Consider the following 20,075-nt stretch of genomic DNA (forward strand, 5'->3'; position numbering starts at 1 on the left):
AAAGGCCGCCGGACCTCGCCCGGCGGCCTTCGGTCTTCGAATCGAGGCGGATGCCTCAGCCGGCCTGAACCTGCGCGATGGCCACGGCCATCAGTTCGTCCATTGTGCGGCGGATCTGATGGTCCGACTGGCCGGCATTGGCGGCGTCGAGATCGGCCTTCACCTTGCGGAACACGTCGTCGTCGCCGGCTTCCTCGAAATCGGCCATGACGACGGACTTGGCATAGGCTTCGGCGTCCTCGCCGGTCTTGCCGAGCTTCTCGGCGGCCCACAGGCCGAGGAGCTTGTTGCGGCGGGCGTTCGCCTTGAAGCGCAACTCCTCGTCATGGGCGAACTTCTTCTCGAAACCTTCCTCGCGCTTGTCGAAGGTGCTCATCCGCTTGGTTCCTGGCCTGGTCCGTGTGTCCGGGGGGCGGATCGGGCGATCCGCCGTGAAAGGGGCTCACCCCCGCTGGGCTTGCATATAGTCGCGCCATCCCCACTTTGGCGAGAGCAAAGGCGTCGCACCATGCCTTTTCGCGCGCGGGCCGCCATTCGACCAATTTCCGATTTCATTGTGCATCGGCGAACGATCGGATAGGAAGACCCTGCGGGCAAAGGCGTCAGCGCGCCCGATTCTTCATGGTGCGCGCCAACGGTCCGTATGCTCCGTCGCCGGAGACCGGCAAACCGGAAACCTGGTGAGAGATGGACTTCCTCAAGACACGGTATATCCCCATGAGCCGCCGTCGCCGCATCTACGAAGGCAAGGCCAAGGTTCTCTATGAAGGCCCCGAGCCGGGAACCCTCATCCAGCACTTCAAGGACGACGCGACCGCTTTCAACGCCAAGAAGCACGAGGTGATCGACGGCAAGGGCGTGCTCAACAACCGCATCTCCGAGTACATCTTCTCGAAGCTGAACGACATCGGCGTGCCGACGCATTTCATCCGCCGGATGAACATGCGCGAGCAGCTCATCCGCGAGGTCGAGATCATCCCGCTCGAGGTCGTCGTGCGCAATGTCGCCGCCGGCTCGCTGTCGACGCGCCTTGGCATCGACGAGGGCACGCAGCTGCCGCGCTCGATTATCGAGTTCTATTACAAGAACGACGCGCTGAACGATCCGCTCGTCTCCGAAGAGCACATCACCGCCTTCGGCTGGGCGACGCCGCAGGAGATCGACGACATCATCGCCCTGGCGATCCGCGTCAACGACTTCCTCTCGGGCCTGTTCCTCGGCGCCGGCATCCGCCTCATCGACTTCAAGATGGAATGCGGCCGCCGGTGGGAGAACGACGTGATGCGCATCATCGTCGCCGACGAGATCTCCCCGGATTCGTGCCGGCTCTGGGACATCAAGTCGAACGACAAGATGGACAAGGACCGCTTCCGCAAGGATCTCGGCGGTCTCATCGAGGCCTACACGGAAGTCGCGCGCCGGCTTGGCGTGCTGGGCGAAAACGAGCGCCCGACCGGTCCCGTCCTGGTGCAGTGACCTGCGTGCCGTGCGCCCGATCGCGCGCATGCTGACGACATCCCGCGCGCCGGCCAGGCCGGCGTGCGAAACCTTCGCCCTTCTGCGGGCCGGCTTCCTTTCCGTCGTCGCCACCGTCATGCTCGCCTCCTGCGCCTATGTGCCGGTGGCGGTCGATGGCGTGTCCACCCGTCCGGACCTCGCTGCCCGGGAGGGCGAGAATCCCTGGGTCTTCGTCCCTGCCGGCGCCTGGATCACCCGCGACACGGCCCTGCCGGTCTCGGTCGGCATGTGCGCCGCGCCCGCCTGCAGCGACAGGATCGCGGTTGCGGTGGTGGAGGCTAAGGGCCGCGAGGCGCGCACGCTCGCCCGCTCGCTGCGCGAACCCTCGGGCCTCGTCACCCGCCTGACCGAGGGCAACCGCCGGCGCATCGCCCTCGTCGCCCAGGCCAACCGCACCGTCTCCGCGGCTGTGGCGGCAAGGCGCACGCCGCTGCGCGTCGCGTCCCGCAGCCGCCCCCTGCGCCACCGCGCCTTTTCGGGCTTCACCCTGGAGATGCGGCGCGAGAGCGGGCCTGCCCGCGCAGCCCATGCCGCTGTGCTCGGACGCCAGCGCGCCGGCGTGCTGAAGGTCGTCATCGTCATCGGCGAGAAGCCGGAGCAGGTGGAGGCCGCGGTGAGGACCGTCGCCGACGCCAATCTCTGACGACGCCCGACGACACCATCGAACGGCGCGCCGTCGCAAAGCCGAAACGCGGGATCGCTACTGAGGCGAACCGACAGCCATGAAGAAAGTCACTGGAATGATCCGCAAGCTCGTGCTGACCTTCGCCCTCGTCATGCCGCTGGCGCTGCCCGGAACGGCAGCGGCCCAGGGGACTGCCGTCTCGGCGAATGGCTGGGAACGGCAGGTGGCCGCGACCGGCACCGTGTTCTTCCGCTGCCGCGCCGCTGCCTGCACGGCGCAGTCGACGGTCAGCTACCGTCCCCAGCAGGCCGGCCGCATGCCGTCGGTCGCCGCCTTCCGCCAGCGCCAGGAGGAAACCAACCGCCGCATGGTCGAGGGCAGCAACGGCCGGCTGACCCGCGTTGACATCCTCGACGTCGCGGAATCGGAGCGGGCGGGGGCCAAGGTGCTGACCGCGGTGAAGCTGCTGGTGGCGGCGAGCGGACCGAACCAGTATCTCGCCACCAGCCTCGTCATGCAGGGTCAGAAGGCCTTCTCCATCGTGTCGACCGCCCCGACGGATGCTGCGGCGCGCGCCAATCTCGCGACCTTCATCCCGGTCGTGCTGCTGCAGGGCGACCTGACGCCCCCGCCGCGCCGCACCCCCTGACGGCATTTCCGCGCGGGGCGCTGCGATCATCCATTGATCGCGGCGGCGCGGCGGTCTAGACGGACGCCATCCCGTCCGCCGCCTCGAGGAGCGCCCCATGAAGGCCCGCGTCACCGTCACGCTGAAGACCGGCGTTCTCGATCCGCAGGGCAAGGCGATCGAGGGCGCGCTGAAGAGCCTCGGCGTCGACGGAATCGGCGCGGTGCGCCAGGGCAAGGTCTTCGACCTGGAACTCGCCTACATGGACCGCGCCGCTGCCGAGGCGGCGATCAGGGCGGCCTGCGAGAAGCTGCTGGCCAATACGGTGGTCGAGAACTACCGCATCGACATCCTCTGACGCGGGAGCAACGCCCATGAAGGCCGCCGTCCTCGTCTTCCCCGGTTCCAACCGCGAGCGCGACATCGCCTATGCGCTGGAGCTGACCTCCGGCCAGAAGCCCAACCTCGTGTGGCATGCCGACACCGAATTGCCCACCGGCACCGATCTCGTGGTGCTGCCGGGTGGCTTCTCCTATGGCGACTACCTGCGCTGCGGGGCGATCGCCGCGCGCGCCAACATCATGGGCGCGGTGAGCCGCCATGCGGCGCGCGGCGGCCTCGTGCTCGGCGTCTGCAACGGCTTCCAGATCCTCTGCGAGGCGGGCCTGCTGCCCGGCGTGCTGATGCGCAATTCGCAACTGCGCTTCATCGCCCACAACGTCCACCTGCGGGTGGAGAACTCGTCGACGCCCTTCACCCGGCGCTATAATGCGGGAGCGGTGATCGAGGTGCCGGTGGCGCATGGCGAGGGCAATTACGTCGCCGATGACGAAACGCTGAAGCGTCTCGAGGGCGACGGCCGGGTGGTCTTCCGCTATTGCGACCGGTCCGGCGCCGTGACGCCGGAATCAAACGTCAACGGCGCGCTGAATGCCATCGCCGGCATCGTATCGGACAATGGCCGGGTGCTCGGTATGATGCCGCACCCGGAGAACCATGTGGACCCCGCCATCGGCCTGACCGACGGCCGTGGCCTGTTCGAGAGCCTCGCCGAGGCGCTGCACACCGCATAGGGTCGATCCATGCTGCTCACAGGACTCGTCACGCTCGCCGCGATCGCCCTCTACTTCGTCATGGGCCTGCGCGTCGCGATCGCCCGCGGCCGCTACGACGTGAAGGCGCCCGCCGTCACCGGCCACGACATTTTCGAGCGGCACTACCGCGTCCATCTCAACACGCTGGAATGGATGCCGTTGTTCCTCGTGCCGCTCTGGCTCTTCGCTTTCCACGTCAGCGACCGTTATGCGGCGCTCATCGGTCTGGCGTGGATCGCGGGGCGGGTGCTCTACATGCTGTCCTACGTGCGCGATCCAGCCAGCCGCGGCGTCGGCTTCTCCATCCAGATGGTCGCCTGCGCCGTCCTCTTCGTCGGAAGCCTGGTCGGCATTGTCCTCAGGATGACCTGAGGCTGCGCGCAGCCCCGGATCCCCGGTGGCCGGAGGCGGCCCGCCGGATCACGCCGACAGTCGCATGCGCTTGATCATGCTGGTGATGGCCTTGAAGGCGTCGCCGATGCCGCCCGAGCTCGTCACGTTGAAGTACATGGACGGGCTGGTGGCGCAGTTGCGCAGCAGCGTCTCGTTGCCCTCGATGACCCGCACGGTGAAGAGGGTGATGCCGGCGGCCTTCACCGCGTTGCAGCCGAGAGTCGTGCGGGCGTTGATCGAGGTCGTGGACGACGTCCAGCGGTTCTGCGTGTTGTCGCCGTCGGTGAGCAGGATCATGTAGCGGAGCACGTCCGGTTCCGAGCCGGTCTGCGTGAAGGGCAGGCCGGAGGACATGACGGCAAGGCCCATCTGCAGGCCGATGGTGATGTTGGTGTTCCCCGAGGGCTGCATGGCGTTGATGGCGGCGCGGGCCGCCGTGAAGTTGGTGGCGAGCGGCTGGACCGTCGCCAGCGAGCCGGTGGCACACTTCACGCCGCGATAGCGGGTCGGATCGGAGGTCGGCGCGGCGTCGTTGGTGTCGGCCGGCTGGTCGCGGTCGGTGAGGCAGCCGGTCCAGGCCGCCTTGGTGGTGACCAGGGAGGCGGCGATGCCGGTGCCGTCGTAGCGCATCCAGCTCTCGTTGCGATAGGCGGTGCCGATGTTGACCTGCGTGTCGAAGGGGACGACGGCGATCTTGACCTGGTCCGTCGAGACGCGTGTCGCCTCCAGCTCGTTGATGAGGTCGAGGGCGGCGGTCTTCAGCGCCGCCATCTTGCCGCTCCAGCCCATCGAGCCGGTGTTGTCGAGGACGAGGGCAATCTCGATGCGCGGCTCGTTCCAGGCGGTCTGCGACACGACGTTCACTGGCATGGTCGAGACGCCCATGGTCGCGGCGATGGTGGTCTGCAGCGAGCCCGCCACCTGCAGGCGGATGGTGTTGCCGGTGCGGGCGGCCGAGACGGCGCCGAGGCTGAGATCGGCTGGCGGGGTGAAGTTGCCGGCGAAGGCCCTGGCGGCGGCTGCCTGCATGGCTGCATCGGACAGGCTGCGCGAATCCTTGGCGACGGCCAGCGAAGCCGAATCGAGGGCCGCCTGGATCTGCACCTGCATGCGCGAGACGCGGGTGTAGTCGACCGCTGCCCCCACCATGCCGAAGATGGGCAGGGCGGCGATGGCGAAGGTCACGGCCACGTTGGCACGGGCATCGGACCCGAATTGGAACAGTTTGGCCTGCATCTGTGTCGCTCCCGGACACCCGCCCTCCCGGCGGCGTCCTCTGGGCGATACGGATCAAGTCCCGTGCCTGCGATCTGTGGTCCGGGTTGGGAAACGGCCCCTTCGCCGTTGCGAAACGGGGACGCGGCGGTTAAGTGCAACGCTTGCGAGACTGGCCCGCGGGACGGACGACGGCATGATCCCCAACGAACCGAAGATCACTCCCGAGATGGTCGCCAGCCACGGCCTGAAGCCGGACGAATACCAGCGCATCCTGGAGCTGATCGGCCGCGAGCCGACCTTCACCGAGCTCGGCATCTTCTCGGCCATGTGGAACGAGCACTGCTCCTACAAATCGAGCCGCCTGCACCTGAAGACCCTGCCGACCAAGGCGCCGTGGGTCATCCAGGGGCCGGGCGAGAATGCCGGCGTCATCGACATCGGCGACGGCCTCGCCGCCGTGTTCAAGATGGAGAGCCACAACCACCCCTCCTACATCGAGCCCTATCAGGGCGCGGCGACCGGGGTCGGCGGCATCCTGCGCGACGTCTTCACCATGGGCGCGCGGCCGATCGCGGCGCTGAACGCCCTGCGCTTCGGCGATCCGGCCCACCCGAAGACGCGCCATCTGGTGGCGGGCGTGGTGGCCGGCGTCGGCGGCTACGGCAACTCCTTCGGCGTGCCCACCGTCGGCGGCCTCGTCGGTTTCCATACGCGCTACGATGGCAACTGCCTCGTCAACGCCATGGCGGTCGGGCTCGCCCGTACCGACGGCATCTTCTACGCCAAGGCGACGGGCGTCGGCATGCCCATCGTCTATCTCGGCTCGAAGACCGGCCGCGACGGCATCCACGGCGCCACCATGGCCTCGGCCGAGTTCGGCGAAGGCGCCGAGGAGAAGCGCCCGACGGTGCAGGTCGGCGATCCCTTCGCGGAGAAGCTGCTGCTGGAGGCCTGCCTCGAGATCATGGCGAAGGATTGCGTCAACGCCATCCAGGACATGGGAGCGGCCGGCCTCACCTGCTCGGCGGTCGAGATGGGCGCCAAGGGCGACCTCGGCGTCGAACTGCACCTCGAACACGTGCCGACGCGCGAGCCCGGCATGAGCGCCTACGAGATGATGCTGTCGGAGAGCCAGGAGCGCATGCTCATGGTGCTGAAGCCCGAGAAGGAGGAGGAGGCCAAGGCCATCTTCCGCAAGTGGGGGCTCGACTTCGCCGTCATAGGCCACACCACCGATACGCTGCGCTTCGTCATCAAGCACCACGGCGAGGTCATGGCCGACCTGCCGATCAAGGAACTCGGCGACGAGGCGCCCCTCTACGACCGCCCGCACGTGCCGACGCCTACGCAGCCGGTGATCGCGGCCGAGGACGTCGCCGCGCCGATGTCCAACCGCGAGGCCCTGCTCAAGCTGATCGCGACGCCGGACCTCTCGTCCAAGCGCTGGGTCTATGAGCAGTACGACTCGATCATCCTCGGCAACACCGTGCAGCGCCCGGGGGGCGATGCCGCCGTCATCCGCGTCGAGAACGGGCCGAAGGGCCTCGCCATGACCTGCGACGTGACGCCCCGCTACTGCGAGGCCGATCCGGTCGAGGGCGGCAGGCAGGCGGTGGCCGAGGTCTATCGCAACCTGTCGGCGGTCGGCTCGCGGCCGCTCGCCATCACCGACAACCTCAATTTCGGCAATCCCGAGCGTCCCGAGATCATGGGCCAGCTTGTCGGCTGCATCCGCGGCATCGGCGAGGCCTGCCGCGAACTCGACTTCCCCGTCGTCTCCGGCAACGTCTCGCTCTACAACGAGACGAACGGCCGGGCGATCCTGCCGACCCCGACCATCGGCGGCGTCGGCGTGCTCGACGACTTCCAGGCGAGCGTCTCCATCGCCCCGAAGACCGAGGGCGAGCAGGTCTTCCTTCTCGGCGCGACGAAGGGCTGGCTCGGCCAGTCGGTCTATCTGCGCGACATCTGCGGCCGGGAGGAGGGCGCCCCGCCCCCCGTCGACCTCCTGGCGGAGCGCCGCCATGGCGAGTTCGTGCGTGCGCTGATCGGGCAGGGGCTGCTGCGCTCGTGCCACGACCTCTCCGACGGCGGGCTGCTGGTGGCGCTGGCGGAGATGTGCATGGCGTCCCGCATCGGCCTGACGGTCGAGACCCTGTCGCACGACCTGCCGGCCCACGCCTTCTGGTTCGGCGAGGATCAGGGCCGCTACGTCATCACGGTCCGCGCCGACGACGTCGACGCCCTCGCCACCCAGGCGGCCGGCGCCGGCGTCGAGCTGACGCGGCTGGGTGTCACGGGCGGACCTGCGTTGATTGTCCCGGGCGAGGAACCCATATTGGTCGAGGACTTGGCGCAAGCCTACGAGTCGTGGCTGCCGGCCTACATGGCGCGCGCGGCCTGAACCGGAGACACCAGCCCATGCCGATGGCCGCTGCCGATATCGAGCGGATGATCAAGGAAGCGCTTCCCGACGCTCGCGTCGAGATCAAGGACCTGGCGGGCGACGGCGACCACTATGCCGCCACCGTCGTGTCGGAGGCTTTCCGCGGCAAGTCCCGCGTGCAACAACATCAGCTTGTCTATGCCGCCCTCAAGGGCAAGATGGGCGGCACCCTGCATGCGCTGGCCCTTACGACCGGCGCGCCCACCTGACGTCTTGAGCGGACCTTGAACCCGCAAGCGAGAGAACCATGACGACACCAGCTCACGACAAGATCGATGCCGAGGTGAAGGGCAATGACGTGGTGCTTTTCATGAAGGGCACGCCGCAATTCCCGATGTGCGGGTTCTCGGGTCAGGTGGTCCAGATCCTCGATTACCTCGGCGTGCCTTACAAGGGCGTCAACGTCCTCGACGCGGACGACATCCGCCAGGGCATCAAGGACTATTCCAACTGGCCGACCATCCCCCAGCTCTACGTCAAGGGCGAGTTCGTCGGCGGCTGCGACATCACCCGCGAGATGTTCCAGTCGGGTGAACTGGTTGAACTGATGAAGACCAGCGGCATCGCGGTCCGCCAGCCGGCCGGCTGATCGGGTCTCCGGGCTTGCCTGCCCCGCGTGTCGCGCGGCGGCCTGCCCGGATGTTGCCATGATCGGCTGCAATTGGGATAAGGCATCGGGTGCGACGTTTTGTGCACCCGATCCGTCGCGCGGCCCCCCGCCGTGCAGTCCGGGCCTCACAAGGCCAGCCCATGGTCGCCGACGGCGGCCGCAAGCCGGGACCACGTCTCTCCGCATGACCTTCGCCGTTCCCCGCCCGCGCACACTGGTCGCCATGCTCGGCCTCTTGGTCGCGACGACCCCCGTGGCGCTCGGGCAGCAGTCGCTGGGCTATCAGGGCGGTGCGACCAGCCTCGGCGGCGGCATCGGCCAGCCCCTCAACCTTCTGTCCCCGACCTTCGTCGCCCCGCCGCCGCGTCCCGGTGCGCCGCGGGCCGGTGGTCCGGTCCCGGGGGCCGTGCAGGCTCCCGCCGCGTCGGCCATGATGACTGCGCCGCTGCCGCTGCCGCGTCCGGCCTCCGCTCCGCAGACGGTGATCACGCAGGCGAGCGCGCCGGTAGCCGTCGCCGCGTCGGCCATCCCGACCACTCCGCAGCAGACCCTCGCCCAGGCGGGCCCGCACGCCGCCGAAGCGACCCAGCCGCCGCTGCTGCGTCCCTCCATGGATGACTGGCCGCAGGACGAGGATCGCGGCCGCGTCATCATCCCCGGCGCCTATGAGCGGCCCCGGCCCGCGCCGGCGACCGCGATCGAGGCCATCGCGGCCGCGGCTCCGCAGCAGGGCAGGCCTCAGGCCGAGGCGGCGCTGCCCGGCCGCGCCGTGTCCTTCGCAGCGCCCGTTCCCCTGGTACGGCCCGGCGCGACCTCCGTCGTCGCCATGACGCCGACCGGCCCGGCCGGCACCGTTCTGGCTTCCGCATCCTCGACGCCCGTGACCCTCAGCAACCAGGGCACCGCCACCACCATGGTCGTCCCGTCGGCGCCTGCCGGGAGCATCCCCGGCGCGCAGCAGGCGGTGATCGTCTCGCCGACGCCGGCGCGCGGACCTGTTCTTGCAGCGCTGCCGCCCGACGGCGGTTCGCGCGACTGGCCGCGCTACGTGCCGGGCGCCCGCGGAACCGACCGCAATCTCGGCATTGCCGGCGAGCGCGTGATGCCCGATCCCGGCGTGCCGCTGACCTGCCTTCCGGCTCCCGTACGGCGCGCCCTCAACGAGATCGCCCTGCGCTTCGGCCCGGTCCTCGTGCGCTCCACCCACCGCGGCAACGGCATGTTCGTGCGCACCGACGCCTGGCGCGGCTCCTATCACCGCGACTGCCGCGCCGCCGACTTCCGCGTCTCCGGCAATCCCTCGGCGATCCTCGCCTTCCTGCGGGCCCGCCACGATCTCGGCGGCGTCAAGCGCTACCGCAACGGTCTGTTCCACGTCGACAACGGCCCGCGCCGGTCCTGGTGACGGCGTCGGGACCATGGCTGCAGCCCTGATTCATTCGCCGGCCTGATCCGCCCATCATTTCCCTGAATTTGCCTGTTGCGGCTTTCCCGGCCACCTTCCGCTGCCCTTTGGTCAGGAGGAACGGATGCTGCTCGTCGGAATGCTGGACAGTCCCTATGTGCGCCGCGCCGCCATCGCCGGCACGGTGCTTGGAATTGCCTTCGAACACCAGTCCGTGTCGGTGTTCCGGCACATGGAGCGGTTCCGGGCCATCAACCCGCTGATCAAGGCGCCCTCGCTGGTCGCCGACGACGGCACCGTGCTGATGGAATCGCAGCTCATCATCCAGCACATGGAGGACGTGGCCGGGAAAAGCCTCCGGCCAGCCGACGCCGCGGCGCGCCTCGGCGACCTCCGGGCGACGGCGCTCGCCATCGTCACCTGCGAGAAGGCCATCGCCATCGAGTACGAGCGCAAGCGCCCCGAGGCGATCCGCTACGCGCCGTGGCTGGAGAGGGTCGCCGAGCAGTTGCAGGAGGCGCTGGCAGCCCTCGACATGATCGCCAGTGAGCGGTGGAAGACCCTGCCGGCCCCCTGGACGCACGGCGCCATCGGCGCGGCGGTGGCCTGGGGCTTCATCCGCTTCACCATTCCCGACGCGGTGGCCGCGAACGCCTTACCGGCGCTCGCCGCCCATGCGACGCGCTGCGAGGCGACGGAGGTCTTCAAGCACTGGCCGATCGACCGCGAGAGCCCGTGAGGATGCCGGCAGACGGTGGCCGGCCGCTGTGCATTCGTTTGTATCTTATAGTTGACAAACCATCGCCTGTAGCCTATAAGATACATAGTGATCAAAGTCAGCCAGACGGCGGTTTTCTCGCGGTGGTTCCGTGACTTGCGGGATCCCGTGGCGCGTGCCCGCATCATGGTCAGGATCGATCGCCTTGCGCTAGGCAACCCCGGCGATGTCGAACCGGTCGGGGACGGCATCTCGGAACTGCGGGTTCACCACGGTCCCGGCTATCGGATCTACTTCCTGCGTCGGGGAGACGAGATCGTCATTCTGCTGTGCGGCGGAGACAAGTCCACGCAGGCGAGGGACATCAGGAGGGCGAGGGAACTTGCCCTGGAGGAACGGTAGGTCATGGCTCTTGAAACCCGCCCCTGGGATACGTCGGAGCATCTCGACAGCTCCGAGGCCATCGCCGCCTATCTCGAGGCTGTTCTCGAGGACGGTGATCCCGCTCTCTTCACCCATGCGCTGGGGCAGGTGGCGCGGGCGAGGGGCATGAGCCAGATCGCCAGCGAGGCAGGCCTGTCGCGCGAGGCGCTCTATCGCGCGCTGAGCCGCGACGGTGATCCCCGCCTCAGCACGCTGACCGGCGTCATGAAGGCCATGGGCCTGCGGATAGCCGTGGAGCCCATCTCCGACTAGCGCCGCCTTTTTTCGAGGAGCCGGGCCATCAGTTCTGAGAATCGATATTCCCCAACGCAAAAAGGCCGCCCGGTGGGCGGCCTTTCCGTCTCTGCCGGAGCAGGAAGCAATCAGCGCGAATAGAACTCGACGACCAGCGAGGGTTCCATCTGCGTGGGGTAGGGAACCTCGGAGAGGGTCGGCACGCGCGACAGCTTGGCGGTGCCCTTGCCATGGTCGACGTCGAGATAATCCGGCACGTCACGCTCGCCCGACTGGACGGCTTCCATGAACAGGATCATCTGGCGCGAGGTGTCCTTCACCTCGATCACGTCACCGATCTTCACCTTGTAGGAGGGGATGTTGACGCGGCGACCGTTGACCTTGATGTGGCCGTGGTTGACGAACTGGCGGGCGGCGAAGACGGTCGGCACGAACTTGGCGCGATAGACCACCGCGTCGAGGCGGCGCTCGAGCAGGCCGATCAGGTTCTCGCCGGTGTCGCCCTTCACGCGGACGGCCTCGGTGTAGGTGGCGCGGAACTGCTTCTCGGAAATGTTGCCGTAGTAGCCCTTGAGCTTCTGCTTCGCCTTCAGCTGGGTGCCGAAGTCGGAGACCTTGCTCTTGCGGCGCTGGCCGTGCTGGCCGGGGCCGTATTCGCGCTTGTTGACCGGGCTCTTCGGACGGCCCCAGATGTTCTGGCCCATCCGGCGGTCGATCTTGTATTTGGCAGCGTGACGCTTCGACATCGCGTGTCCCTTATTCGTTTGCGTTCGATAGGAGACGCGCCCTCCTCTTACCCCTCGCGGGATACGACAGATCGACCATGAAGGTTGATCGCGGGTGCGCAAACCTGCCGCATCGCCGTGAAGCGATCCGTCAGGAAGCGGCGTCCATAGCCGCGACACCCTCGAATGTCAATGAAGCGGCAGCGGCTCGACGCGGGTTTCGGGCAGGCCGAAGCGCGAAAAAACCTGGGCGAGGCGCGAAACGGCCCCGCCGCCCGTGAGCAGCGCGAGCGCTCCCTGCGGCGTGGCGGCATCGGAGCGCGCCGGCCCGAGGATCTGCGTCATCCGGCGGGCGATGGCCGGCGCCGGGTCGATCCACTCCACTGGCCATGGCGCCAGCGCGCGGAAGATGTCGGCGAGCAGCGGATAGTGGGTGCAGGCGAGCGCCACGGCATCGGTGCGCCGGCCGCCGTCCTCGACAAAGCAGGGTGCGATCTCGGCCGCGATGGCCGCCGTGTCGGCCGGCTCGCCGCGCATGGTGGCCTCGGCGAGACCGGCGAGGCGGGGCGATCCGACGAGGGTGACGGCGCAGCCTGCGCCGAATTCTGCGACGAGCGCCTTCGTGTAGTCGCGCGCCACCGTTCCCGGCGTCGCCAGCACGCTGACCATGCGGCTCGCCGAGCGCTCGCAGGCTGGCTTGATGGCCGGCACGGTGCCGACGAAGGGCAGGTCGAAACGGGCGCGCAGGTGGGGCAGCACCAGGGTCGAGGCGGTGTTGCAGGCGATCACCACACAATCCGGCCGGTGGGCGTCGATCAGCCGCTCCATCACGGCGAGGACGCGGGCGACGAGATGGTCCTCGGAAAGACCGCCATAGGGAAAGGCGGCGTCATCGGCGCAATAGACGAAGCGCGCGTCCGGGCGGGCGCGGACGAGTTCGCGATGGACGGTGAGCCCGCCGAGACCGGAATCGAAAACGAGAATAGTCGGGGGCCGGGTGGCGAGGTCCGCGCGCGGGAGAAGCTTCAGTTTCATGCCGGCCAGGGGGTCGAAGGCGATACGCATCACGCACCTTCAGAAAGGACTTGCACGCAGGAACGGGCGGAATTCTGGCGGCAAAGCGTTAAGGTTTAGCAGGCGTGTCGGTTTCCATCCGGAACAACGCAGATGCGCGCCGGTGCGGCGTTGACGGGGCAGGGGTTCGCGTCCATTCAATCGTTCAAAATCAACGGGAGGACGAGCATGCACCAGACACCGAAGCCCTATGAGCTGGCGAAGCGCCTGCGCGCCGGCGAGAGCCTGTTCACCGCCTGGATGAGCATGCCCGAGCCGCTGATCGCCGATCACGTCGCGCGCGAGGGCTTCGACGCCGTCACCTTCGACATGCAGCACTCCTCCATCGACCTCCTGTCGGCGATGCGCGGCATCTCGGCCGTCAACCATGCCGGCAAGCCGGCCGGCGTTCGCATCGCGCTCGACGCATTCGGCGACGGCGCGCGGCTGCTCGACGTCGGCGCCGAGATTATCATCGCGCCGATGATCAACTCGGTGGCGGACGCGCAGAAGTTCGTCTCGGCGGTCAAATATCCGCCGCTCGGCGGCCGCTCCTGGGGCGGCAACCGCTTCCAGCAGCTCACCGGCATGAATCCGCAGGATTATCTGCGTCAGGCCAACGAGATGACCGTCACCCTCGCGATGATCGAGACGACGGCGGCGCTGGCCGCGGTGGACGACATTCTCGCCGTGCCGGGCATCGACGGCGTCTTCGCCGGCCCCTCCGACCTTTCCATCACGCTCCTGAAGGGCGAGAAGCTCGACCCGAACCATCAGGTGGTGAAGGACGCTTTTGCCACGATCATGGCGGCGGCGAAGAAGGCCGGAAAGCTCACCGGCTGCTACGCCCCGAGCCCGGAACGGGCGAAGGAGCTCGCCACCGAAGGCTGGGGTTTCATCACTCTGATCAACGACAGCCTGATGGTGCGCGGCGGCGCGCAGACCGCATTGAAGGTCGTGCGCGGCTGACGGATTGTCCTCGTCTCGAGGCCGGCGATTGACCGGCCTCAAGGCGCGGGACCGCCGGGCTATGCGAAGAGAAGCTGCCCCCGATCTCCTGGGTGGAGCTTTTCCATGCGCAATCTCTTCATTCTGATGTTCATGCTGGCGGCGACCGTGTTCGCCGGTGCCTTCATGGTCGTCGTGGTCGCAACCCCGTCGCTCTACGACAAGGGCATGTCCACCATTCCGGTGGCCGCTGGCCTCGGCGTGCTGCTGGCCATCCCGGTAGCCTGGTTCGTCGCCCGGGCCATCAACCAGGCGTCGAAGCCGGCCTGACGCTCAGCCGAGCGCCTTCAGGAAGCCTGCAAAGCGCATCAGCCCTTCCGGCCAGGGACCGTGGCCGGACGCGGTGTTGATGTGGCCGGCATCGCCGGCATCGGCCACCGCCGAGCCCCAGGAATAGCCGAAGTCCTCGGCGCGCTGATAGGCGCAATGGGGATCGGTGCGGCTCGCCACCAGCACCGACGGGAAGGGCAGGGGATCGCGCGGGATCGGCGCGAAATGGCGCTCGATTTCCGGGATGTTGGCGTGATCCTCGATGTCGGGGAGGCCGACGAGAAAGCCGCCGGCGACCAACCCCTTGGGAAAGAGCGGCGCGGCGTGGGCAATCGTCACCACGCCCAGCGAATGGCCGACAAGGATGACGGGACGCGAGCAGGAGGCGACGGCGGTGGCGAGGTTATCGACCCAGCGGTCCTTGTCGGGCTTGTGCCAGTCGCCGAGATGGACGCGCCGGGCCGTGGGCAGCTTCGCCTCCCAGCGGGACTGCCAGTGATCCTCGGCGGAATTGGTGTAGCCGGGAACGATGAGGATGTCGGCGTCGGCAGTGCGCATCAGGCTAGTCCGGAATCACGGGAATGCCTTCCAGCCGCGCGGCTGAAATCAGGGCCCGATCGAGTGTGGCGAGCGGCAGGCCGGCCCTCATGGCCGCGTCGAGGTAGCTGGCATCGTAAGGGCTGAGCCGGTGGCGGCGAGATAGGCGTTCGATGGCGTCGAAGCAATGGCCTGCCTGCAGATCGAGGGTCTGCACGGCGATGAAAGCGAGTGTCTCCAGTGCCTGATCCGCGGCACCCTGGCCGATGGCGCCGCGCTGAACCTTGCGGCGGAAGACGTGCATGACTTCGAGTGCCCAGATCGGTGGCACGACGAGGCCGGGGAGCGTGAGTACCGCGAGATGGGTCGCAGAAAATTCGCCACGCTCGTCCGGGGACAGTGCTGCCACCGTGATCGAGGCATCGAGGACCGCACTCACCGGCGGCCTTCGTCGCGCAGTTCCCGAATCTCGTCGAGGGTGAACGTCACGCCCTCTTCCTTGAACCGCTTGCGAACAGCCTCGATCCGCCGGCGCAGTTCGTCGGGATCATGCCGACGCTGGATCGGAACGATCTGCACGAAGGGTTCCCCGCGCTTTGTCACGATGACCTCCTCGCCGGCGGCCGCCCGCTCGGCAAGCGCAGAGAACTGGTTCTTGGCCTCGAGAATGCCGACCTTCATGACCGCGCTCCGATCTGGCTAGCTTGCTGGCCAGATTAGCATGCAAGGCGCCCGGCCGTCACGCTTCGCCGAAAACCCGCTGGAAGATGGTGTCGACGTGCTTCAGATGGTAGCCGAGGTCGAACTTCTCCTCGAGCTCGGCCTCGGAGAGCGCCGCGCGCACCTCCGGATCGGCCTTGAGCAGGGTGAGGAACTCGCCCTCGCCGCGCCAGACCGGCATGGCGTTGCGCTGGACCAGCCGGTAGGAATCCTCGCGGGAGACGCCCTTCTGGGTCAGCGCCAGCAGGACGCGCTGGGAATGGACGAGGCCGCCGAGCCGGTCGAGGTTCTTCTGCATCTGGGCGGGATAGACCAGCAGCTTGTCGATGACGCCGGTGAGGCGAACCAGCGCGAAGTCGAGGGTGACGGTCGCGTCCGGGCCGATCATGCGCTCCACCGAGGAGTGCGAGATGTCGCGCTCGTGCCAGAGCGCCACGTTCTCCATGGCCGGCAGCGCCATGCCGCGGACGAGGCGGGCGAGGCCCGTGAGGTTCTCGGTCAGCACGGGATTGCGCTTGTGCGGCATTGCCGAGGAGCCCTTCTGGCCCTCGGAGAAGAACTCCTCGGCTTCCAGAACCTCGGTGCGCTGCAGGTGGCGGATCTCGGTGGCGAGCCGCTCGATGCAGGAAGCGACGACGCCAAGGGTTGCGAAGAACATAGCGTGGCGGTCGCGCGGGATGACCTGTGTCGAGACCGGCTCGACCTTCAGGCCCATGGCCTTCGCCACATGCTCCTCCACCCGCGGGTCGATCTGCGCGAAGGTGCCGACGGCGCCCGAGATGGCGCAGGTGCGCACCTCCTCGCGGGCCGCCTCGAGGCGGGCGAGGCAGCGGTCGAACTCGGCATAGGCCTGGGCGAGCTTGACGCCGAAGGTGGTCGGCTCGGCGTGGATGCCGTGCGAGCGGCCGATGGTCGGCGTCATCCGGTGCTCGAAGGCGCGGCGCTTCAGTGCCGCGAGCAGGGCTTTCGTGTCGGCAATGAGCAGATCGGAGGCGCGCACCAGCTGAACGTTGAAGCAGGTGTCGAGCACGTCCGAAGACGTCATGCCCTGGTGGACGAAGCGCGAATCCGGGCCGATGAACTCGGCGAGGTGGGTCAGGAAGGCGATGACGTCGTGCTTCACCTCGCGCTCGATGGCGTCGATGCGGTCGACGTCGAAGGTCACGTCCTTCGCCTTGGCCCAGATGTTGGCGGCCGATTCCTTCGGGATCACGCCGAGCTCGGCGAGGGCGTCGCAGGCGTGGGCCTCGATCTCGAACCAGATGCGGAACTTCGTCTGCGGGTCCCAGATGGACGTCATTTCGGCGCGGGAATAGCGCGGGATCATGGGACGGGCCTCGGCAGCACAGGGAAGGCTGCCCTCTAGCAGGGAAGGCGTCCGAGGACAATCAATCGGCCGGGCGATCAGCGCGCCGGCAGGGGCGTGGTCACCGCCATGTGGCGGACGTCACTGCCCTCGAAGCCCCGCCCGATCACCATGACCATGATCACCATGACGTCGACGCCGCTCTGTCCTCTTTGGCGCGGCGCCCGGTAGCCGATGACCTCGCGGAGTCGGTAGCCATGCGCCGTGTTGCGCCGGGCCGGAAGCCTGCGGTCCTCGTGGATCACCCGGCTTTCGCCCTTGTCGGTCAGCGTCAGGCGGAAGCCTGCGACCGGATCGCCGTTCACCTCGCCCATCGGAATGTCCGCGAGCGCGAGGGTGCTGGGCTCCTCGCTGTTCGGCAGATAGGTCCCGAGCCGGAACCTGAACCGGTTCGGCTCTTCGGTGACCTGGGCGATCGCCTGGCTGGCGAGCGTCTCGCCCGGCTCGGTGATGGGGGTGAGCATGGCCCGGGCACGCGAGGCCGCCTGCCGGCGCGCCGCGCCGATGGTGGCGTTCTCGTCGTCGATGCGGACATGGACGGGCGGCGTCGCGAATTCGTTCTTCTCGGTATCGATCAGGAAGATCGAGGCATAGGGAAAGCCGGAGCCGTCCTGGCGCCCGAATTCCTCGAAGGCGAAGCGCCGGCCGTCGGGGCTGAAGCCGAGAATGGCGAGGCTGGCGCTGTCGGCGGCCATCGCGGGCGCGCCGCAGACGAGGGCGAGAAGGACGAGGACGACGCGCATGGACCCGCTCCGGACTGCGCCGAGTGTCCCGGTGGTGGATGGCGGAACCAAGGCGGCTCAGCGCCGGTGAGCCCGCCAGAACAGCACCGTCACCAGGGCGGGCAGGGCGGCGCCCCAGGGCCACCACAGGCGGAAGGCGGTGGTAGCGAAGAGGTAGAGCGCCGCAGCCGTGCCGACGAGGTGGTGCAGCAGGTTCATGTCGCCGTCGTGGTCCTCGGCGAAGGCCATCGAGCGCGAATGGACGGCGAAGACGAGGCCGGGCACGACGAGCATGACCGCCAGTGTTCCGACGAAGGCGAGGCCGAGCCAGAAGGCGAGAGGCAGGGCCGCGAAGCGGGCGCGCAGCCGCTCCAGCAGCCACCACAACAGAGCGATGCCCGGCAGCAGCGGCAGGGACTGCAGGCAGACGACCGAGAGGCTGCGCCACGACGGCGCGTGGCCGGCGATCAGCGAGACGACGACGGCGGCGACGAAGGCGACGGCTGTGACGGCGAGCCCGGAGCGCAGCGCCCGCAGCCAGACACCGGGAACACCCGGACCCTTCGCCGGCGATCTCCGCTTCGCCGCCTTCGATGTCCCTGAACGCCGGCTGCGGGCCGGCCTCTTCCGGACCGGGCCGTCCGCGTCGCGGTCGAGGGTTGCGCTGTGAGTCGCCATGGCCCCGACGATAGCGTCGGCGGGTTGACGGGGACTGAATCGACCGCCCGCTTATCCCCATGGGCTCCGATGGCGCGATCCTTCGCAGGACAACCGGCCAATTTCGGCCGGCGGACCCTGCGAGGCTGCCCATGGCCTATTCCATCACCAACCACCGACTCATGCTCGACGGCGCGCCCGTCGCCTTCCGCCAGTCGCCGCACGGGGGGCGGCGGATGAAGCCGCTCTATCTTGTCATCCACTACACGGCCGGCCTGTCGACGCACTCTGCGGTGAGCTGGTTCCTCGATGCGAGGGCCAAGGCCTCGGCCCATCTGGTGCTGGGACGGCAGGGGGCCGTGACGCAGATGATGGCCTTCGATCGCACATGCTGGCACGCGGGGGTGAGCGCCTGGCAGGGTCTCGAGGGCCTCAACGGTCACTCCATCGGTATCGAGATCGTCAATGCGGGGCGCCTCGTGAAGGGCCCGGGCGGGCGCTGGCAGACCTGGACCGGCGAGCCGATCCCCGACGATCAGGTCGTTCTCGCCCGCCATCGCCACGAGCGCGAGGAGACCAGCTGGCATGCCTATGCGCCGGAGCAGATCGCCGCTGTGGTGGCCATTGGCGCGGCGCTGCACGAGGCCTACCGGTTCCGCGACGTGCTGGGACACGAAGACATCGCGCCGCGCCGCAAGGTCGACCCCGGTCCGGCCTTTCCGCTGAAGGCGGTCGCCGCGCGCATCCTGGGGCGGGGATAAGTCCGGCAATGTTAGGCAGTTCACGGAAAGTTGAGGCAGGCCTCGCGGTTGCCGCCAGCCTCATTCTGCTCGCCATGGCCGGCCTTGGGCCGGCCGCGTCACACCATGGTGCCGCGGGCCGTCTCGGCGGCCTCGCGGATGGCCGTGATGTTGGCGGCATAACCCGCCGGGCCGCCCTTGAAGACGGCGGAGCCAGCGACCAGCACGTCGGCGCCTGCGGCGGCGACGAGGCGGGCGGTGGCGGGGGTCACGCCGCCATCCACCTCGATGAGGATGTCGCGGCCGGCCGTCATCTGCCGGATATGGGCGATCTTCTCGACCTGGCTCGCGATGAAGGCCTGGCCGCCGAAGCCGGGGTTCACCGACATGACCAGCACGAGATCCACGAGGTCGAGGACGTAGTCGAGGGCGCTGGCGGGCGTTGCCGGGTTCAGCGAGACGCCGGCCTTCTTGCCCATGGCACGGATCGCCTGCAGCGAGCGGTGCAGGTGCGGGCCGGCCTCGGCGTGGACGGTGATGACGTCGCAGCCGGCCTTCGCGAAGGCCTCAAGATAGGGGTCGGCCGGGGCGATCATCAGGTGGACGTCGAAGACCTTGGCCGAGTGCGGCCGCAACGCCTTCACCACATCGGGGCCAAAGGTGATGTTCGGCACGAAATGGCCGTCCATGACGTCGAGATGGATCCAGTCGGCGCCGGCGGCGTCCACGGCGCGGATCTCCTCGCCGAGCTTCGAGAAGTCGGAGGCGAGGATCGAGGGGGCGATCAGGATGGGGCTGGTCATGCGCGCGAAGTCCTCGCTGGAAGCCGTTGCGCGGCGGGTAGCATGGGCGCAGGTGCGCGGGCAATGAGGGGCTGCCATCGCTTGCGGTCGGCGGGCCGCCCCGGCAATGTTGCACCGCCCCCAAAGACGTACGGCTGCGGC

At 68.3% G+C, this 20,075-nt stretch carries 27 protein-coding genes; 16 read left to right on the forward strand and 11 right to left on the reverse strand.

Annotation, left to right across the window (positions count from 1 at the left end; genetic code table 11):
• Window positions 1–55: 55 nt before the first annotated feature.
• On the reverse strand, window positions 56–376 hold the full coding sequence (locus tag ACJ4V0_RS10595) for a DUF1476 domain-containing protein (protein ID WP_448299544.1): 321 nt from the start codon (window positions 374–376) through the stop codon (window positions 56–58).
• A gap of 311 nt (window positions 377–687) precedes the next feature.
• On the opposite strand from ACJ4V0_RS10595, the gene purC reads away from it, so the two are divergent.
• The 6 genes from purC to ACJ4V0_RS10625 all read left to right on the forward strand — a co-directional run bounded on the left by purC (window position 688) and on the right by ACJ4V0_RS10625 (window position 4,237).
• Window positions 688–1,476, forward strand: coding sequence for a phosphoribosylaminoimidazolesuccinocarboxamide synthase (gene purC, locus ACJ4V0_RS10600; protein ID WP_448299545.1), 789 nt, complete (start codon window positions 688–690; stop codon window positions 1,474–1,476).
• A 28-nt stretch (window positions 1,477–1,504) separates the two neighbouring features.
• A complete protein-coding gene (locus ACJ4V0_RS10605; RefSeq protein ID WP_448299546.1) occupies window positions 1,505–2,161 on the forward strand; it encodes a hypothetical protein in 657 nt (218 codons plus the stop codon).
• Window positions 2,162–2,258: 97 nt separating this feature from the next.
• Window positions 2,259–2,792: a hypothetical protein gene (locus ACJ4V0_RS10610; protein ID WP_448299547.1), complete on the forward strand. Its 534-nt coding sequence runs from the start codon at window positions 2,259–2,261 to the stop codon at window positions 2,790–2,792.
• Between the two features lie 97 nt (window positions 2,793–2,889).
• Window positions 2,890–3,129, forward strand: a complete 240-nt coding sequence (gene purS / locus ACJ4V0_RS10615; protein ID WP_448299548.1) for a phosphoribosylformylglycinamidine synthase subunit PurS — start codon at window positions 2,890–2,892, stop codon at window positions 3,127–3,129.
• Window positions 3,130–3,145: 16 nt separating this feature from the next.
• Complete coding sequence (gene purQ, locus ACJ4V0_RS10620; protein ID WP_448299549.1) at window positions 3,146–3,844, forward strand: phosphoribosylformylglycinamidine synthase subunit PurQ; 699 nt, start codon at window positions 3,146–3,148, stop codon at window positions 3,842–3,844.
• A 9-nt stretch (window positions 3,845–3,853) separates the two neighbouring features.
• Window positions 3,854–4,237: an MAPEG family protein gene (locus ACJ4V0_RS10625; protein WP_448299550.1), complete on the forward strand. Its 384-nt coding sequence runs from the start codon at window positions 3,854–3,856 to the stop codon at window positions 4,235–4,237.
• Window positions 4,238–4,285: 48 nt separating this feature from the next.
• On the opposite strand, the gene ACJ4V0_RS10630 is transcribed toward ACJ4V0_RS10625, so the two are convergent.
• Window positions 4,286–5,494 (reverse strand): vWA domain-containing protein, encoded by a 1,209-nt coding sequence (locus ACJ4V0_RS10630; RefSeq protein WP_448299551.1) that lies wholly within the window; start codon window positions 5,492–5,494, stop codon window positions 4,286–4,288.
• 175 nt (window positions 5,495–5,669) lie between these two features.
• Here ACJ4V0_RS10630 and purL point away from each other — a divergent pair, with 175 nt between their 5' ends.
• The 7 genes from purL (at window position 5,670) to ACJ4V0_RS10665 (ending at window position 11,351) form a co-directional block, all read left to right on the forward strand.
• The gene (gene purL / locus ACJ4V0_RS10635) at window positions 5,670–7,880 is read left to right on the forward strand and encodes a phosphoribosylformylglycinamidine synthase subunit PurL (RefSeq protein WP_448299552.1); all 2,211 of its coding nucleotides are present in this window, start codon (window positions 5,670–5,672) and stop codon (window positions 7,878–7,880) included.
• Window positions 7,881–7,897: 17 nt separating this feature from the next.
• Window positions 7,898–8,131 carry a BolA family protein gene (locus ACJ4V0_RS10640; RefSeq protein WP_305577808.1) on the forward strand — a complete coding sequence of 78 codons (234 nt, stop codon included), beginning with the start codon at window positions 7,898–7,900 and terminating at the stop codon, window positions 8,129–8,131.
• Window positions 8,132–8,169: 38 nt separating this feature from the next.
• Window positions 8,170–8,511 (forward strand): Grx4 family monothiol glutaredoxin, encoded by a 342-nt coding sequence (gene grxD, locus ACJ4V0_RS10645; protein WP_448299553.1) that lies wholly within the window; start codon window positions 8,170–8,172, stop codon window positions 8,509–8,511.
• Between the two features lie 205 nt (window positions 8,512–8,716).
• On the forward strand, window positions 8,717–9,937 hold the full coding sequence (locus ACJ4V0_RS10650; protein ID WP_448299554.1) for a hypothetical protein: 1,221 nt from the start codon (window positions 8,717–8,719) through the stop codon (window positions 9,935–9,937).
• A 124-nt stretch (window positions 9,938–10,061) separates the two neighbouring features.
• The gene (locus ACJ4V0_RS10655; protein ID WP_448299555.1) at window positions 10,062–10,676 is read left to right on the forward strand and encodes a glutathione S-transferase N-terminal domain-containing protein; all 615 of its coding nucleotides are present in this window, start codon (window positions 10,062–10,064) and stop codon (window positions 10,674–10,676) included.
• 87 nt (window positions 10,677–10,763) lie between these two features.
• Window positions 10,764–11,057 carry a type II toxin-antitoxin system RelE/ParE family toxin gene (locus ACJ4V0_RS10660; protein ID WP_448299556.1) on the forward strand — a complete coding sequence of 98 codons (294 nt, stop codon included), beginning with the start codon at window positions 10,764–10,766 and terminating at the stop codon, window positions 11,055–11,057.
• Window positions 11,058–11,060: 3 nt separating this feature from the next.
• A complete protein-coding gene (locus ACJ4V0_RS10665; protein ID WP_448299557.1) occupies window positions 11,061–11,351 on the forward strand; it encodes an addiction module antidote protein in 291 nt (96 codons plus the stop codon).
• A gap of 110 nt (window positions 11,352–11,461) precedes the next feature.
• Here ACJ4V0_RS10665 and rpsD read toward each other — a convergent pair whose 3' ends face one another.
• Together rpsD and murI are read right to left on the reverse strand one after the other, a co-directional pair.
• The gene (gene rpsD / locus ACJ4V0_RS10670) at window positions 11,462–12,079 is read right to left on the reverse strand and encodes a 30S ribosomal protein S4 (protein WP_448299558.1); all 618 of its coding nucleotides are present in this window, start codon (window positions 12,077–12,079) and stop codon (window positions 11,462–11,464) included.
• A 168-nt stretch (window positions 12,080–12,247) separates the two neighbouring features.
• Complete coding sequence (gene murI / locus ACJ4V0_RS10675) at window positions 12,248–13,093, reverse strand: glutamate racemase (RefSeq protein ID WP_448299784.1); 846 nt, start codon at window positions 13,091–13,093, stop codon at window positions 12,248–12,250.
• A gap of 207 nt (window positions 13,094–13,300) precedes the next feature.
• Between murI and ACJ4V0_RS10680 the strand changes: the two genes are divergently transcribed.
• Entirely contained in the window at window positions 13,301–14,080 is a 780-nt protein-coding gene (locus ACJ4V0_RS10680; RefSeq protein ID WP_448299559.1) for an HpcH/HpaI aldolase family protein, read from the forward strand.
• 105 nt (window positions 14,081–14,185) lie between these two features.
• Window positions 14,186–14,389 (forward strand): hypothetical protein, encoded by a 204-nt coding sequence (locus ACJ4V0_RS10685; protein ID WP_448299560.1) that lies wholly within the window; start codon window positions 14,186–14,188, stop codon window positions 14,387–14,389.
• A gap of 3 nt (window positions 14,390–14,392) precedes the next feature.
• Here the strand turns inward: ACJ4V0_RS10685 and ACJ4V0_RS10690 are convergent, their stop codons facing one another.
• The 6 genes from ACJ4V0_RS10690 to ACJ4V0_RS10715 form a co-directional block, all read right to left on the reverse strand.
• Complete coding sequence (locus ACJ4V0_RS10690; protein ID WP_448299561.1) at window positions 14,393–14,947, reverse strand: RBBP9/YdeN family alpha/beta hydrolase; 555 nt, start codon at window positions 14,945–14,947, stop codon at window positions 14,393–14,395.
• A gap of 4 nt (window positions 14,948–14,951) precedes the next feature.
• Entirely contained in the window at window positions 14,952–15,365 is a 414-nt protein-coding gene (locus ACJ4V0_RS10695; RefSeq protein ID WP_448299562.1) for a type II toxin-antitoxin system VapC family toxin, read from the reverse strand.
• Window positions 15,362–15,607: a type II toxin-antitoxin system Phd/YefM family antitoxin gene (locus ACJ4V0_RS10700; RefSeq protein WP_448299563.1), complete on the reverse strand. Its 246-nt coding sequence runs from the start codon at window positions 15,605–15,607 to the stop codon at window positions 15,362–15,364. Before ACJ4V0_RS10700 ends, ACJ4V0_RS10695 begins: the two co-directional genes overlap by 4 nt.
• A gap of 58 nt (window positions 15,608–15,665) precedes the next feature.
• A complete protein-coding gene (gene purB / locus ACJ4V0_RS10705) occupies window positions 15,666–16,973 on the reverse strand; it encodes an adenylosuccinate lyase (RefSeq protein ID WP_448299564.1) in 1,308 nt (435 codons plus the stop codon).
• Between the two features lie 77 nt (window positions 16,974–17,050).
• Window positions 17,051–17,755 (reverse strand): DUF2259 domain-containing protein, encoded by a 705-nt coding sequence (locus ACJ4V0_RS10710; RefSeq protein ID WP_448299565.1) that lies wholly within the window; start codon window positions 17,753–17,755, stop codon window positions 17,051–17,053.
• A gap of 57 nt (window positions 17,756–17,812) precedes the next feature.
• The gene (locus ACJ4V0_RS10715; RefSeq protein WP_448299566.1) at window positions 17,813–18,412 is read right to left on the reverse strand and encodes a hypothetical protein; all 600 of its coding nucleotides are present in this window, start codon (window positions 18,410–18,412) and stop codon (window positions 17,813–17,815) included.
• Window positions 18,413–18,543: 131 nt separating this feature from the next.
• On the opposite strand from ACJ4V0_RS10715, the gene ACJ4V0_RS10720 reads away from it, so the two are divergent.
• The gene (locus ACJ4V0_RS10720) at window positions 18,544–19,152 is read left to right on the forward strand and encodes an N-acetylmuramoyl-L-alanine amidase (protein WP_448299567.1); all 609 of its coding nucleotides are present in this window, start codon (window positions 18,544–18,546) and stop codon (window positions 19,150–19,152) included.
• A gap of 98 nt (window positions 19,153–19,250) precedes the next feature.
• Here the strand turns inward: ACJ4V0_RS10720 and rpe are convergent, their stop codons facing one another.
• Entirely contained in the window at window positions 19,251–19,934 is a 684-nt protein-coding gene (gene rpe, locus ACJ4V0_RS10725) for a ribulose-phosphate 3-epimerase (protein ID WP_448299568.1), read from the reverse strand.
• Window positions 19,935–20,075: the final 141 nt, after the last annotated feature.

This window comes from Phreatobacter aquiterrae, assembly GCF_053471285.1.